The following is a 14,148-nucleotide window of genomic DNA, read 5'->3' as shown; positions in this document are numbered from 1 at the left end:
GATGAGTCGAGGGGATTTCACACGCGCCGCACGCCTGTTGACCGGTGAGAGACGTGGCCGCATGGAGCTCGCCGCCTTCGGTGTGGGGGTGGTGCTGCTCATCGGGGTCGCCGTCGAGGTGCCGCCCGCGATCGCCGCCGCCGGCCAACTGCCCGGCAAACCGGTGCCCGCCGGCCAGCTACCGACGGTGGTGGCCGCAGCCACGTCCTGCCCCACCCTCACCGCACCGCGGGTCGCCGGCCAGCTCATGGCCCTCACCGGGTTCAGCACCAGCGTCACCGGGCCGGCGATCGCCGGGATGGACGACAGCCGCTGGTCGCGGTGGAAGCCGCGGGCGAACGCGCAACGCGACGACACCCGCGACAACATCCTCGCGCTCGCCCACGAGACCTGCGAGATGGTCGGCCAACTGCGCCAGGCCGGCTTCAAGGGCGACCTGTGGGGCCCGGCCATCGCGGCCCAGCGCGGCGGCATCAAGGCGGTGATCGACGCGAAGGACGTTCCCGCCGCGCAGAAGACGTTCGTCGACGACGCCACCGGCTACGCCTCCTGGTATGCCGACCAGCGGCAGTTCGACCCCAACGCGCCCAAGGCGGCGCCGTCGCCGACCCGACCGTCGTCGCCCAAACCCGTCTCCATCCCGGCGCGGACCTCGCTGCTGCCGGCCGCTCTGGTTCCGGTGATCAACCGGGCCGGCAGCGTCTGCCCCGAGGTTACCCCCGTGCGGATCGCCGCCCAGTTGCGCGCGGCCTCCAACTTCGACGGCAACCTGCGTACCGAGCAGGGCCAGGGCATCGCCCAGTTCAGCCCGGAGATGTGGACGCAGTACGCCGGACCGAGCGACTCGGTGTGGAATCCGACCGACGCGATCACCGTGCTCGGCTCGGCGATGTGCGACTTGACGAACCAGTTCTCCGGGTTCACCGGCGCCGACCCCTATCGGTTGTCACTGGGCGCCTTCCAGTGGGGGGCGAACACGATCCGGCAGGCGGGGGGCCTGCCTCCCACCTCCGTCGCCCAGTTGGCGGACCTGGTGCCGGCGTACGAGCCGATGTACCGGGAGGTCCTGCAGCTGAACGGTAACCAGGTAAAACCTCCAGTCGCGGCATCGAGCCCGTCGCTGGCCCCGTCGTCGCCCCCCGCGTCCGGCCCGGCCGGCTCCGCAGTCCCGTCCCCACCCCCGTCGGGGCAGCCGGCGCCGCCGCCGCCCTCGGGCGCACCCGCCGCGCCGAAGCAGCTGTACGACCCGGCCAGGACCTACCAGCTCCAGAACGCCTGGGCCGGGGCGATCGTAGAAGTCCCCGGCACGGACGTGGCCGCGACGAAGTCCGGTACCCGGGTGCAGTTGTGGGCCAACACGCACGGCAAGGACCAGTACTGGCGGATCGCCCCCGCTCCGGTCAGCGGGTACGTGACCATCACCAACAACTTCCTGCACAAGTCGCTGGCGGTGGAGAACGGTTCCATGTCCAACCAGGCCTATCTGGTGGTCGCGGACAAGAAGCCCGACAACCCGAACCACCAGTGGAAGTTGTCGGACGCCGGCAACGGCAAGGTGTGGATCACCAACCGCCACTCCGGCAAGGTGCTGGACCTGTCCGGCGACGACAAGAAGCCGCCGATGGCGGGCAGCACCTGGAACGGTTACCTGGTCTGGCAGTGGGACCTGGACAAGACGGACGAGGATCAGAAGTGGCTGCTGCTGGCGTCCTGACCCGCACGTCGGCGGTGCGGTGAGCGATGCGGGTGCTGGTCGTTGAGGACGACGCGCAGGTGCGTGCGGCGGTCGCCGCCGCCCTGCGCTCGGCCGGCCTCGCTGTCGACGAGGCCGCCGACTGGCGGCACGCGGACGTCAACCTGAGCGTCAATGCCTACGACTGCGTTGTCCTCGACCGGATCCTGACCGACGGCGACTCGGCCAGGCCGTTGCACGACCGGCGGCGGCGGGGGATGACCGTACCGGTGCTCATGCTGACCGCGTTGGACGACCCGCACGATCGGGTGGACGGCTTCGAGGCGGGTGCCGACGACTACGTGTCCAAGCCGTTCTTCACCAATGAGCTGATCCAGCGGGTCCGGGCGCTGTGCCGGCGCGGCGGCGTGATCCACCCTGCGGTGCTGCGCCGCGACGACATCGAGATGGATGTCGCCCGCCGCGAGGTGCGCCGGGCCGGCGTCCTGCAGATCCTCACGCCGAAGGAGTTCGCGGTGCTGGAGATGCTGATGGTCCACGATCCGTCCGTGGTCAGCCGTACCGACCTGATCGAGCACTGCTGGGACGAGGCAGCCGATCCGGCGTCCAACGTGGTCGATGTGATCATCGCGCAACTGCGGCGCAAGCTCGGTGAGCCCACGGTGATCGTCACCGTGCGGGGCGCCGGCTACCGCCTGCTGTCCGCCCGGTGACTCCCCGGCTGCTGGCGGCCGTCCGGCGGCGAAGGCCGTCCAGCGCCGGATCCAGACGCCGGCCGGTCCCGTTGCAGACCGCCGCTCGGCTGGTCCGGCTGCGGGTATGGTTGACGGTGCTGCTGCTGGTGCTCAACGTGGCCGGGCTCGCCGGCATGGGCGCGGTCGCCCTGGTCATCGACGGCCGGCAGCGCGCCCAGGTGGAGACCGCCGAGATGCAACGGACGGCCAGTACGGCGGTCGCCCTGCTCACGTACGAGTCGGGCGTGCTGCGTCTGCACAACCTCTTCACCGACCCGGCCGGGCAGGGCTCCACCGGCGTCTTTGTCTATGAGGGCATGCGCACCGACGTGACGCTGGTCTTCGCCCACCCGGCCGGGCTGCCGATCATCGCGTCCCACCACCTGCTCGCCCCGGCCCGCGAGGTGTGGCGGACCGGTGCCGGCCGGACGCTCCAGGTGCCGGACGTGGACAGCGATTCGGTACGCCTGCTAGCCGTTCCGTTCCGCCACGCTGTCACGCGGGCCGTCGCCGGCACCGTGGTGGTGGTCGGCGACCCACGGCCGGGAAAACGCGCCCACCGGAGTCTGGCCGCCTGGCTCCTGGTCGGTGGGGTGGTCTTCATGCTCGTCGCCGGGTTCGGTGGCCATCTGCTGGCCCGCCGTGGCACCCGGCCGGCGGCCGAGGCACTCACCCAGCAGGAGCGTTTCCTGGCCGACGCCGCCCACGAGTTGCGTACACCGCTGACCGTGATCCGGGCGACCGCCGAGGCCGCGCTGACCGACCCGGAGCGGAAGAAACCCCCGGACGCCCTGCGTCAGGTGCTGGGCTCGGCCGAGCGGCTGTCGGCAGCGGTCGACGTGCTGCTCACCCGAGCCCGCCTGGTGGCCGGTCTGCGGGAACTGCAACGCCAGCCGTTCCGCCTCGACCAGTTGGCCGAGGAGGTGGTCGGCGAACTGGTCACCCCGCCGCACACCGCTGTCGTCGACACCGTTGTTGCCGTCACCGACGGTGACCCGACGCTGATCCGGATAGCGCTGCAAAACCTCGTGAGTAACGCACTGCGGCACGGCCGCATCGGCGCCGAACCCTGCGCCCTGCGCCTGACCGTACGCCCAGGCGAGGTGCGGATCTCCGACAACGGTCCCGGGATCGGCGACAGCGACCCGGCCCGTTTCACCACCGGGGCAGCCGACGGGATCGGCCTCGGCCTGAGCATCGCCGCCTGGGTCGGCCTGGAACACGGCGGTCACCTTAGGCTGGAGGCTGTGCCCACCGGCGGCACGCTGGCGGTGCTCACCCTTCCTCGGCACAGCGGGAACCTATAACGAGCCGTCCGGTCGCGCGAGCCACCACCGCCCGTCGCGCCCGCGCCCGTTCGTCTCGCCCGGCGTCCGGTCACCCGCGTACTCGTAGAGCGGCCACCCGCCCAGCGTCAGCTGGAGCCGGCCGTCGGGCCGCCGGTAGGTCCCGACCAGCTCCCGGTTGATCCCTTCCAACCGCAGGTCAGGTGCCCACGACGCCGGCGGCCACTGGTCGGCGCAGGGGCCCGTGCAGGCGGATCGGGGCGGCGAAGAACTGTCGTCGACCGACCGGTACAGCGCGTAACCGCGGCCGTCGATCACGATGTTCCCCTCGGTCCGGGTGGTGATCGCGAAGAGGCCGGCGACCCGTGGCGCGGCCGTGGTCGCTGTCGCCACGGGGGTCGGCGCTGTGGTGCCGCAACCGGCCAGGACCAGCATCGCGGCGACGGCGACCGGAAGCGACCTGCGGCATTGGAGCATCACGAAAACATCATCCTTCTCCGTCCACGATGTCTCACAACATCATGTACGGGAGGCGCCATGGGTCGCGCGGCCGCACTGACAGTCCTGGCACTCGTTCTGCCGATCGCCGCCTGTAGCGAGCGGCAGGACGCCTCCAGCGTCGACGTGCCGCGGTGCGAGGCCCGGATAGCCGTCTTCGGGCCGCTCTCGGGCCCCTCGGCCAACCTGGGCCGCAACGTCGAGCACGGCGTGCGGCTGGCCCTCAATCAGTACAACGCCGCCCATCCCGGCTGCGGCGTGCAGCTGGCCACGTTCGACACCCTGGCTGACCCGAAGCGCGCGCCCGCCACCGCCCAGCAGGTGGTGGCCGACTCCCGGATCCTCGGTGTGGTCGGTCCGGCCTTCTCCGGTGAGTCCGAGGCGGCGGTGCCGCTGCTCGACCAGGCCAGCATCGCCAGCATCAGCCCGTCGGCGACGGAGGCGAGCCTCAGCACGCGGGGCTGGACAACGTTCCACCGTCTGATCGGAAACGACGCCGAGCAGGGTCCGGCCGCCGCCCGGTACATCGCCGGTGTGCTCGGGGCGCGCAAGGTCTTCGTCATCGACGACACCGGAGCGTACGGGCACGGCCTGGCGAGCGAGGTCATCGCCGTCCTCGGGGACCGAGTCGTCGAATCCGGCACTGTGCTTCCCGCCCAGGAAGACCTGACCGCCGTGGTCGCGCGGATTCGGGCGGCCGAGCCGGACGTGATCTTCTTCGGCGGTTACTACGACGACGCCGGGCGCCTACTCCGCCAGGTACGGGCGGCCCGCGTGAGCGCAGCCTTCGTCGCCGGCGACGGCGTCAAGGACGACGGCTTTCTCCTCACGGCAGGCGAGCGCGCCGCCCAGGGAGCGGTCATCACCTGCCCGTGCCGGCCCCCTGAGACGCTGCCGGGCACGTTCATCAAGCAGTACCAGGCCGAGTTCGACGGACTGGACCCGGGCACCTACAGCGCCGAGGCCTATGACGCCGCCACCGTCCTGCTCAGCGGAATCGGCTCACACCATCTGAGCCGTTCCTCAATGGCCGCGTACGTGTCGACCTACGACCAGCCCGGCATCACCACCAGGGTCGCATTCACCCCAACCGGCGAGCTGGCCGCCACGTCGGTCACCGTCTGGGCCTACCGGGTCCGCAAGACCCAAATCCTGGGCGAACGCCCTATCCCCTGACATCTCTTCTGCGTATCCAGGAAGGGCCGCTGCCATGACCACGGCTACCGTTACTGCTACCGCGCCCGTCCGAGCCTGGCTCGCCGGCCAGTCGCTTCGTACCGATGACGCGTCCCGGCGGGCCGGCGTAGCCGGCGTGCTGTCCGCGCTGGCTCAAGGCACCGTGGGCCGACATCCTTTCGCCGAAGCGACGCTCGCCTGGCAGTGCCTGCGCCCACGCGGCGGTGAGGCTGCCGAGCTCGACAAAGCGGCACGCCGCGGTGGTCCGTCTTACCTGCCGATCGCCTACACGGGCGACGACCTGGTGGCCGGTCGTCTGGTCCGCGTCCTGACCGGTCTCACCTGGCCGGTGGTGGCCGGTCAGCCGGGCGACTGCTGGATAGGCGTCCCGCGTGGGGACTACCACCGTGTCCAGCGGGCGCTGAGCGGCACGTGGCGTCAGTACCGCAAGGACTTTACCGATCCCTCAACCACCCCCACCGACCACTCGGCGGCCGCTGCGCTGTGGCGCATGGCCTTCCTGCTGCACGGGGGCCCCACCGGCACCGGCGCCTTCCATCTGCGTACGCCCGTTCCGGAAGCCGGCGACATGCTGCGGCGGGCGGCCCACATCCTGCTCGCGACCGCAACTGCGGACCCTTCCGTGCCGGGCCCCCCCGGCGTCATCATCGCCAACTCCGCCGACGTCCGCCGTCTGCTCACCATCGCGATCGCCTGAGCGGCGGCCGGGCCCGCTCGCCCCAAGGTGAGGATGATGGTCTTGGCGGCGTAGCTGGCGAGGAAGTGAACACCTTCGAAGGGCCGAGGCCGCCCCAACCGCAGATCTGGCGAGAAAATCGTGCGTCGTCACGTACTGCCTGAATGTCGTTGTGCGGTCATGACAAAACATATCCGGCCGAAGGAACACCTCGTCGGTCCACTCGTACCCGCTGTCCTGCCCGCGCGTCCCCGCTCAGCCACGATGCCGATGCCCGCTCTACCTGCCCGAGTCTGCCCACCGGCGATTACCGACGCCAGCCTGGTGCTGGGGATGGCTCTTCCGGCACCCTGTGGCCGGGTGAGCGCGCAGCACCTCCTGCGCGCACTGGGCTGGCCCCCGCACCACCGCCTCGACATCCAGCCGCGCCACGGCCTGCTCGTCATCTGCTCGGCCAGCGACGGCCTCCACCAGGTGGGCAGCCGAGGGGACCTACCCTTGCCGGCGAATGCCCGGCACATGTGCCGCATCGAGCCTGGTCAACCCGTGCTGCTTGCCGCCATCGTTGCGCACGACCTGCTCGTCGTGCATCCCGTCAGCACCGTCGTACGCCTGCTCGCCGACCTGCACACGCACCTGGCGGGAGCCGACAATGACCGCTGACCCCGCCGCCATCGCTGCCGCTCACCAGGTTCTGGCTCACCTGGGCGTCACGACGGCCGATCTGCAATCGCACCCCACGACGCCGCCCGTCCTGCCGACGGTCGCCGAATACCTGCCCCGTGTTGTCGCCGCTGCCGGGCCCGGAGCACGCCGCACCTACGGCACCTATTGGGACCGGATAGCCGCCGCGTGGCCCGAGCGGCCCTTGGACACCGTCACCGCCAGTGATGTCGAGGCCCTGAAACAGGCGATGATCGCCAGCGCCGTGTCGCGGCGCAACAGCCGCAACGGCCGGCACGCCGGCGAGCACCTCATAGCCGCCGCCCGCGCGTTCTACCGACGTGCCATCGCCGACGGGCTGATCGACGCCGCCGCCAGCCCCGCGCACCGCGTCGCGAAACCCCGACGCTTACCCGGCACCCGCCGTGCGTTGACCGCACACGAGTTGGAGGAGATCAACTCGATGGCGCGCACCAGCGGGAACGACGTCATCCTCGACGCGCTGCTCCTGCGCCTGCACACCGAGACCGCGTGCCGGCGCGGCGGCGCCCTGGCCCTACGGCTGGTCGACCTCGATACCACCAACGGGCTCGTCCGCCTCACCGAGAAAGGATCCACTGTCCGCTGGCAGCCCATCACCCTCGAGCTCGCCGGACACCTGCGGGAGCACGCCGACGCTCGCGGCGCGGTACTGCCGGCCGATCCGCTCCTGCGCGCGCGCAACGGCCAACCGATCACCAGCCGCCGCTACGACCACCTGTGGAAACGGTTGGGTGAGCGCCTGCCCTGGGTAGCCGTGCATGGCATCTCGACCCACTGGCTGCGGCACACCACGCTGACCTGGGTGGAACGGCACTTCGGCTACGGCATTGCCCGCGCCTACGCCGGACACACCGACAGTCCTTGTTCCTCCACCACCACCTACATCAGGGCGGATTTGCACGACGTGGCCATCGCGCTGTCGGCCATGACCGGCCAGCCCCATCCAGCCGCCGGGCCTTGACGACCTTGAGGTAGAACGCGCCAGCGAACGCAGCCACGATGGTGAGAACGAATAGCGCGAGGATGACGGGATGGTCCTGAGCCAGCTGCATCACTAGGCCAGGAAGGATAAGCATTGCCCCAACGACGCCAGCGATCCTGCCGCCACCAGAGCCGGTCCTGCTGCTCGACCTACCCGCCGCCATAACCCCCACCAAGATCGCGAACGTCAGAACGCACCTTCGGAATGTAGGAGCAGGGTCTGACACTTCCATAGAAGATGATCTAATAGAATGTGTGGCGGGATCTCGACAGATCAACCCGCCGCGCCGTAGCCCGCCTCCTGCGGGAGTATTCCTACAATGGCGATGCGTACGTGACGATCGGTGCCGCCGGGAGCGAAGGTACTGGCTACGAGCGACCTTGGTGCGGCTCGCTGAAAGCCGTTACTCCGCAGCGTCGCCCGCGCCATTTCCTCACTCCCGGCGGACCCATCCGTTTGCAGTGAGCGCCCTTGCTGGCGGGGTGCCTGGGTCTGCTGCACTGCCCAACGGCGTGCAGGCGTCGAGCCTCGTCGCGCCATGCCTGCCATTGCTCAACCCCAAGCGTCGGAAGCACGCACAATCCGCCCAGGCGGCGCCTCGCGACTGTCAGCGCCGCTCAGTCGGGCGTCCAGCAGGCGTGGTACGGAACCAGCGAACCCGCCCATGGAGTCCGTGTCGATCCACTCGTCCAGCAACTCCGGTGGCACCGGTGATCACATCATCGGCAGGGCTAGCGCATCTACTGAGCGCCCCGCGGTGGGGCATCGAGCCGGATGACGGGTTCAGGAGCGTCCGGGTCTTCCAGAATGTCGCAACTGGGTTCCGCTCGACTGCGGCCGTCACCTCAGCGAGAAACTCGACCAACTGCGTCGTCTTCTCGATCGCATCCTGACTGAGAGTCACGCTCGCATGGACCCCCTGTTAGTTGACAGGCAACGTCACAGACTGCGCTGCCTACAACCAAGATCACAAGGGTGAGGCCGTGCGGGCAGTATGAGTGAACCCTCCGAGCAGGGGCGCGGCCCGAAATCGGGCACCCATCGCCACCTCACCTTTGCAGTGTTCGCGGGCGGCGCCGCGATAGTCTGCAACGGATGCAGCCGTCGGTTCGAAGGTGAGGCTCGCCCGATGGGTACCAGCTACGAACCGATGAGTCTGGCCAGGTTGGCCACCCATCTGGCATCCGCGGACACCGACCAGACTCGCTGGAAACTCGTATGGGAGTTTTTGGAGGAGTACCGCTGGGAACCCGCCGAAACCAGGGTCGACCTGTTGCGAGATGAGCCCGGGCTAACCGGAGACCCACGGTGGGACGCGCTGCTTGCCGCGCTCGCGGAGCACCTGCTAGCTCAGGCAGATCTTGCCCCGCCCGCATGGGTCGACGCACGTGTTCTGCGCCGGGCATGGTTCCCGGCCGAACTGGCCATCCACCGGGCCGACGCCCTGGCATGGGCCCCGGCTGCATTCCGGAAGCACGGTGTGTACCTGTCCGTTCACGACCTGGCTGCGGCGTGAGCGGATCAGACGGCGTCCTCATGGGGCGCGCGGAACTCGAACGCGCTTTCGCTCACCTGGGCGACCGGCTTGTCCGCCGCGGAGTCGTCGCTGACATCTTTATTGTGGGTGGTGCCGCGATGGCGCTCGCCTACGACGCGAAGCGGGTCACCCGGGACGTTGACGCGATGTTCGTTCCGCACGGAGTCGTCCTCGATGAGGCGCGTGCAGTGGCCGACGAACTGGGCCTACCGCCGTGGTGGCTCAACGAGCAGGCTAGCGTGCATGTCCGGCAAGGACGACCCGGGCAAGCGGCGAGTCTTCGACCACGCTGGCCTGCGCGTGATGGCTGCCTCGCCGGAGCACATCTTCGCAATGAAGGCGCTCGCGGCGCGAACCCGCGACGTGGACGACCTTGGCACCCTGGCGGCGCTGGCGAAGGTAACGACGGTGGACGACGCTATACGTCTGTGCGCCGACTTCTACCCTGACGAAGCGATCTCGCCACGAGGAATGGGAGTCATCCGCGAACTTTTCGGATGATTCGGACCCTGGCGGCGCGGCGGGTCAATGTGATCACTTTCGATGGCTCACGCCTTTAAGTAGGATCCTCACCTGTTCGCCGAAAGCGCGTGAAACGTGACCGTAAAGCGCGGCGCTTGCTCAGAATCCTATCTGCGGTTGTTCGCCTCGGACATTGAACAGTTGGTGCCGTCGGGGGAGAGGTGCTTCGGGGATTTGCCGTTCCTGTTCAGCGTTCGGGACGTGCGACGGCAGGATGGACAGATCTGACGGCTGCGTGGACCCCTGCACTGTCTTGAGATATCACGATCCGTAGTGTGACGAGTCGTTCCCGAGCCATTGCATTCCTTCTGGGCGCCGTAGCTGAACAAGCCGTACGTCTCTTCACCGTAATGTTTCGGCAAAGTCTTGATCTTCGCCAGCTTCAGACGCAGACAGCAGACGTCACAGTGAGCCAAGGGTGGCGACCTCCCGTGTTGGACGCTCTCGGCCCCGATCGGCGTCCAGACGGGATTTGCCACTGCCTTCGCTGTAACGCGGCTCTTCGCATTTGGGGGTGTAGCGAGGCCTCCGGAACGGGGCAGCAAGCTCCTCAGATCGTGACGTCCGATTCTCGCGAGCGTTTGCGACGGGTGGCTGATGTGCTTCTTCGTGCGGCGCCCGACGGGGTCGCGATGGCGTCTACGGAGGAGTTCTGACTATGAAGATTGCGCTCGTCACCGGTGCCAACAAGGGCATCGGTCTGGCAACCGCTCGTCGGCTGGCGCGCGAATGCGGCCACGTCATCGTCGCCGCACGCAACACGGAGGCTGGCCAGCAAGCCACCGACCGGTTGTCTCGTGAGGGCTTCTCCGTCAGCCACCTCACCATGGATGTAACCAACGCCGCCTCGGTACGCGCCGCGGCTGCCGACGTGTCGGAACGGTTCGGGCATCTCGACGTGTTGGTCAACAACGCTGGAATCCTGCCCGAGGCAACCCACGCCGACCCGAAGGAAACCCTCGACCTGGCGATGTTCGAACAGACCTACGCGACGAACGTCCTAGGCCCGGTCGCCGTGATCGAGGCATTCCTGCCACTGATCCGCAAGAGCTCGGCTGGTCGGATCGTGAACGTCTCCAGCGCGGTGGGCTCCCTGGCGCATCAGACTGATCCCAACTCCCCGTGGTATTCCATGGTCGTGCCGGCCTACCAGTCCTCCAAGGCGGCGCTAAACGCCATCACGATCGTGCTAGCCAAGGCCCTGGCCGACACCCCGATCAAGGTGACCTCAGTGTGTCCGGGCTTCGTGCAGACCGACCTCACCCCCGCCAACAAGGAGCAGGCGCCTACCACGCCCGAGGAAGCTGCTGAGGTGATCGTCCAAGCCGCGGCCCTGTCCTTCGATGGCGCCACGGGGACGTTCGTTGACGTCAACGGGACAGTGAGCTGGTAAGCCCGCGTCATCAGGCCGCGTCACCATCCGAAGCCGGTGTCTGGGGCAACCATCGACAGCGCATTTGGTGGTCCTGATCTGACATCTTGCCGGCTCGACGAACTCGGCCTCGAAGCGATCGGACAGCGCTTCGAGGCCGATCGCGCTGTCCTCGCATGCCGAGTCGTCGGGCCGGACCGATGGTGCCGCCGCTGCGGGTGTGCAGGCGTTTCCCGGGACTCCGTCACGCGAGAACCCGCACACGAACCTCTTGGCTGGGCCGACCACACTGGTGGTCACCATCCGCCGCTACCGCTGCACAGGCTGTGGGCATGTGTGGCGTCAAGACACCAGTCTCGCTGCCGAGCCGCAGTCGAAGCTCTCGCGCCGAGGTCTGCGGTGGGCACTCGAAGGGATCGTGGTTCAGCACTTGACCGTCGCCCGGGTCGCTGAAGGGCTCGGCGTCGCGTGGAATACCGCGATCAACGCGGTCCTAGCGGAAGGCAAGCGCCTGCTGATCAACGATCCGGCCAGGTTCGACAATGTGTCGGTCATCGGCGTCGACGAGCACGTCTGGCGCCACACTCGCCGTGGCGACAAGTACGTCACCGTGATCATCGACCTCACTCCGGTCCGCGACGGCAACGGCCCAGCCAGATTGCTCGATATGATCGAGGGCCGCTCCAAGCAACTTTGAAGACCTGGCTTGCAGGTCGTCCCGACGCCTGGCGCGACGCAGTCCAAGTCGTCGCGATGGACGGATTCACCGGTTTCAAGACCGCCGCTGCCGAGGAAGTCCCGGAAGCGGTCGCGGTGATGGATCCCTTCCACGTAGTCCGGCTTGCTGGCGATGCGCTGGACCGATGCCGGCGCCGGGTGCAGTTGGCGATCCACGGTCATCGTGGTTTCAAGGACGACCAGCTCTATAGGTCGCGTCGGACGTTGCACAGCGGCGTCGGGCTGCTCACCGACAAACAGGCTGCACGGCTCACGGCGCTGTTCGCTGACGACGCCCATGTCGAGGTCGAGGCAACCTGGGGCATCTACCAGCGGATGATCGAGGCCTACCGGCATGAGCATCGGGGCAGTGGCCGCGAGCTGATGGTCAAGCTCATCGAGTCCATCAGCGCCGATGTCCCCCAGGCCCTCGTCGAGGTCGTTACGTTGGGCCGGACGTTGAAGAAGCGCGCCGACGATGTGCTCGCCTACTTCGACCGACCCGGCACGAGCAACGGTCCCACCGAAGCGATCAACGGCCGGCTCGAGCACCTCCGCGGCTCCGCCCTTGGATTCCGTAATTTGGCCAACTACGTCGCGAGGTCCCTGCTCGAGACCGGTGGATTCAGGCTGCAACTACACCTTCGTCTGTGAAGAGCCGGTTTGATCTATGTCGGCAGGCATCTGACGGCTCCCAATGGTGGGACCGAGCCTGCGCTCATTGACCCGACGCTTCGGATTGACAGGATTCGGCCCGACTGGGACGGGGAGGGGCTGGACTACTGGCCGTCGTACAGGTCCCATCGATGGTGAGGTGGACGCGGTACGAGACGTCTTGCATTGTTCGTCTCACCGAGGGCTCCGTGTGACGTCTCAGCTAGGTCCATCAACCCCTATATATGCATGACCGGATATCACCCACAGCACTGCCATCACGACCATGGATCCGACGACGAGGTGGTGCCGTACGGCCAGGTTGAGGTCCTCCCCGCAGGCTTCGGCAGACGGGCGCTTCTGGCCGGTGCCGGCGGAACTCTGATGCTGGCCGCGCTGCCGAGCGCGGCGCGGGCGGCCGGCACGAGGGTCGCCGATGCCCCGACCGCGGCGGTTGGCGCGGGCCGGTCGTCCCTGATCACCCAGGGTACGACGTTGGTCCATGCGGACATGCACAACCACACGGTCATGTCGGACGGTGACGGTAGCGCCGAGGCCGCGTTCGCCTCGATGCGCGAGGCCGGTCTCGACGTGGCCGCGCTGACCGATCATGCGACGCTTTTCTCCATTGATGGGCTCAGCTCGTCCGAGTGGCGGGCCACCGGTGACCTGGCCAATGCGGCCAACGACCCGGGTCAGTTCACCGCGATCCGCGGGTTCGAGTGGTCGCATCCGCTGCAGGGGCACATCAACGTCTGGAACACCTCCGACTTCGCTGACCTGTTGCGGGCTGGCAGCCCTGGCAGCCTGTACAACTGGCTCGCCGGCCGGCCCGGGGGTCTGGCAAGCTTCAACCACCCCGGTCGCGAGGCGGGCCGGTTCAACAATTTCTCCTTCAATGCCTCGGTCCGTGAGCAGCTCGTGGGGTTGGAGATGTTCAACCGCACCGACGACTTCCTCTTCGAGGGCTGGTCGTCCGGCATGACGTCACCGCTGGTGGCGTGCCTGAACGCCGGTTGGCGGCCGGCTCTGACCGGCGTCACCGACGAGCACGGCACCACCTGGGGCTTTCACGAGGGCAAGGGTCGCAGCGGGCTGTGGGTCGCCGAGAACACCCGCGCCGCGGTGCTCGAGGCGATGGCGGCCCGCCGTTCCTTCGCCACGCGCGTTTCGGGGCTACGGGTAGACGCCACGGCCAATGGTGTACGTATGGGTGGGGTGCTGAACGTGGCCTCGGGTGACGTCCGGTTCCTGCTGGATCTGGATCGTGGCTCGGCTTGGGACGGCAAGCCCCTGCGGGTTCAGGTTCTGCGTCCCGGCACCTCGGCGCCGAGCGTCGTCGACATCGTCGATACCGTCAACGGTCAGGTCACCGATTTCACCGTCCCGCTCAACGTGTCCGACGGCGACTGGGTGGTTCTCAGGATCTCCGACCCGTCCCTGCCCAACGGCACCCCCGGCCCAGCCGGTCACCCGTGTAACGACTTCGCCGTTGCCTACACCAGCCCTTGGTGGCTTCGACCCTGACCGACGAGGTGCCGGTCCCGGCGCGGGTGGGCGGCCGCAGGCGGCCGT

At 68.2% G+C, this 14,148-nt stretch carries 14 protein-coding genes and 1 pseudogene; 13 read left to right on the top strand and 2 right to left on the bottom strand.

Going from position 1 to position 14,148, the window contains the following annotated elements; translation table 11 throughout:
- Nucleotides 1-61 precede the first annotated feature (61 nt).
- The 3 genes from ACQPZK_RS20760 (at nucleotide 62) to ACQPZK_RS20750 (ending at nucleotide 3,734) form a co-directional block, all read left to right on the top strand.
- On the top strand, nucleotides 62-1,714 hold the full coding sequence (locus ACQPZK_RS20760; RefSeq protein WP_433534602.1) for an RICIN domain-containing protein: 1,653 nt from the start codon (nucleotides 62-64) through the stop codon (nucleotides 1,712-1,714).
- Nucleotides 1,715-1,740: 26 nt separating this feature from the next.
- Nucleotides 1,741-2,406 carry a winged helix-turn-helix domain-containing protein gene (locus ACQPZK_RS20755; protein WP_433534601.1) on the top strand — a complete coding sequence of 222 codons (666 nt, stop codon included), beginning with the start codon at nucleotides 1,741-1,743 and terminating at the stop codon, nucleotides 2,404-2,406.
- 71 nt (nucleotides 2,407-2,477) lie between these two features.
- The gene (locus tag ACQPZK_RS20750) at nucleotides 2,478-3,734 is read left to right on the top strand and encodes a sensor histidine kinase (protein ID WP_433534600.1); all 1,257 of its coding nucleotides are present in this window, start codon (nucleotides 2,478-2,480) and stop codon (nucleotides 3,732-3,734) included.
- Here the strand turns inward: ACQPZK_RS20750 and ACQPZK_RS20745 are convergent.
- Entirely contained in the window at nucleotides 3,729-4,190 is a 462-nt protein-coding gene (locus ACQPZK_RS20745; RefSeq protein WP_433539256.1) for a COG4315 family predicted lipoprotein, read from the bottom strand. The genes ACQPZK_RS20750 and ACQPZK_RS20745 overlap by 6 nt on opposite strands.
- Before the next feature lie 60 nt (nucleotides 4,191-4,250).
- Here ACQPZK_RS20745 and ACQPZK_RS20740 point away from each other — a divergent pair, with 60 nt between their 5' ends.
- The 5 genes from ACQPZK_RS20740 to ACQPZK_RS20720 all read left to right on the top strand — a co-directional run bounded on the left by ACQPZK_RS20740 (nucleotide 4,251) and on the right by ACQPZK_RS20720 (nucleotide 9,287).
- Nucleotides 4,251-5,387, top strand: coding sequence for a branched-chain amino acid ABC transporter substrate-binding protein (locus ACQPZK_RS20740; protein WP_433534599.1), 1,137 nt, complete (start codon nucleotides 4,251-4,253; stop codon nucleotides 5,385-5,387).
- 136 nt (nucleotides 5,388-5,523) lie between these two features.
- Nucleotides 5,524-6,105 carry a hypothetical protein gene (locus ACQPZK_RS20735; RefSeq protein WP_433534598.1) on the top strand — a complete coding sequence of 194 codons (582 nt, stop codon included), beginning with the start codon at nucleotides 5,524-5,526 and terminating at the stop codon, nucleotides 6,103-6,105.
- 339 nt (nucleotides 6,106-6,444) lie between these two features.
- A complete protein-coding gene (locus ACQPZK_RS20730) occupies nucleotides 6,445-6,747 on the top strand; it encodes a hypothetical protein (RefSeq protein ID WP_433534597.1) in 303 nt (100 codons plus the stop codon).
- The gene (locus tag ACQPZK_RS20725; RefSeq protein ID WP_433534596.1) at nucleotides 6,737-7,750 is read left to right on the top strand and encodes a tyrosine-type recombinase/integrase; all 1,014 of its coding nucleotides are present in this window, start codon (nucleotides 6,737-6,739) and stop codon (nucleotides 7,748-7,750) included. Before ACQPZK_RS20730 ends, ACQPZK_RS20725 begins: the two co-directional genes overlap by 11 nt.
- Before the next feature lie 1,150 nt (nucleotides 7,751-8,900).
- Complete coding sequence (locus ACQPZK_RS20720; protein ID WP_139586411.1) at nucleotides 8,901-9,287, top strand: hypothetical protein; 387 nt, start codon at nucleotides 8,901-8,903, stop codon at nucleotides 9,285-9,287.
- 5 nt (nucleotides 9,288-9,292) lie between these two features.
- Here the strand turns inward: ACQPZK_RS20720 and ACQPZK_RS20715 are convergent, their stop codons facing one another.
- Nucleotides 9,293-9,469 (bottom strand): hypothetical protein, encoded by a 177-nt coding sequence (locus ACQPZK_RS20715; protein ID WP_433534595.1) that lies wholly within the window; start codon nucleotides 9,467-9,469, stop codon nucleotides 9,293-9,295.
- A gap of 82 nt (nucleotides 9,470-9,551) precedes the next feature.
- Here ACQPZK_RS20715 and ACQPZK_RS20710 point away from each other — a divergent pair, with 82 nt between their 5' ends.
- From ACQPZK_RS20710 to ACQPZK_RS20690, 5 genes and pseudogenes are all read left to right on the top strand, one after another.
- Nucleotides 9,552-9,809, top strand: a complete 258-nt coding sequence (locus ACQPZK_RS20710; RefSeq protein WP_433534594.1) for a hypothetical protein — start codon at nucleotides 9,552-9,554, stop codon at nucleotides 9,807-9,809.
- 679 nt (nucleotides 9,810-10,488) lie between these two features.
- Complete coding sequence (locus ACQPZK_RS20705) at nucleotides 10,489-11,223, top strand: SDR family oxidoreductase (RefSeq protein WP_433534593.1); 735 nt, start codon at nucleotides 10,489-10,491, stop codon at nucleotides 11,221-11,223.
- 36 nt (nucleotides 11,224-11,259) lie between these two features.
- Nucleotides 11,260-12,573: pseudogene (locus ACQPZK_RS20700) on the top strand (ISL3 family transposase).
- Between the two features lie 9 nt (nucleotides 12,574-12,582).
- Nucleotides 12,583-12,732 carry a TerB N-terminal domain-containing protein gene (locus ACQPZK_RS20695; RefSeq protein ID WP_433534592.1) on the top strand — a complete coding sequence of 50 codons (150 nt, stop codon included), beginning with the start codon at nucleotides 12,583-12,585 and terminating at the stop codon, nucleotides 12,730-12,732.
- 144 nt (nucleotides 12,733-12,876) lie between these two features.
- Complete coding sequence (locus ACQPZK_RS20690) at nucleotides 12,877-14,100, top strand: CehA/McbA family metallohydrolase (RefSeq protein ID WP_433534591.1); 1,224 nt, start codon at nucleotides 12,877-12,879, stop codon at nucleotides 14,098-14,100.
- Nucleotides 14,101-14,148: the final 48 nt, after the last annotated feature.

Origin of the sequence: Micromonospora sp. CA-249363, from assembly GCF_050950185.1 — a bacterium.
In the GTDB taxonomy this organism is placed as follows: domain Bacteria; phylum Actinomycetota; class Actinomycetes; order Mycobacteriales; family Micromonosporaceae; genus Micromonospora.
This window is presented reverse-complemented; position numbering and strand designations above follow the sequence as displayed.

Bases quoted from the DNA above. Each gene is read 5' to 3' on its own strand.
- ACQPZK_RS20760 (WP_433534602.1), top strand. From the start codon at position 62: ATGGAGCTCGCCGCCTTCGGTGTGGGGGTGGTGCTGCTCATCGGGGTC.
- ACQPZK_RS20755 (WP_433534601.1), top strand. From the start codon at position 1,741: ATGCGGGTGCTGGTCGTTGAGGACGACGCGCAGGTGCGTGCGGCGGTC.
- ACQPZK_RS20745 (WP_433539256.1), bottom strand. From the start codon at position 4,190: ATGCTCCAATGCCGCAGGTCGCTTCCGGTCGCCGTCGCCGCGATGCTG.
- ACQPZK_RS20740 (WP_433534599.1), top strand. From the start codon at position 4,251: ATGGGTCGCGCGGCCGCACTGACAGTCCTGGCACTCGTTCTGCCGATC.
- ACQPZK_RS20725 (WP_433534596.1), top strand. From the start codon at position 6,737: ATGACCGCTGACCCCGCCGCCATCGCTGCCGCTCACCAGGTTCTGGCT.
- ACQPZK_RS20720 (WP_139586411.1), top strand. From the start codon at position 8,901: ATGGGTACCAGCTACGAACCGATGAGTCTGGCCAGGTTGGCCACCCAT.
- ACQPZK_RS20710 (WP_433534594.1), top strand. From the start codon at position 9,552: ATGTCCGGCAAGGACGACCCGGGCAAGCGGCGAGTCTTCGACCACGCT.
- ACQPZK_RS20705 (WP_433534593.1), top strand. From the start codon at position 10,489: ATGAAGATTGCGCTCGTCACCGGTGCCAACAAGGGCATCGGTCTGGCA.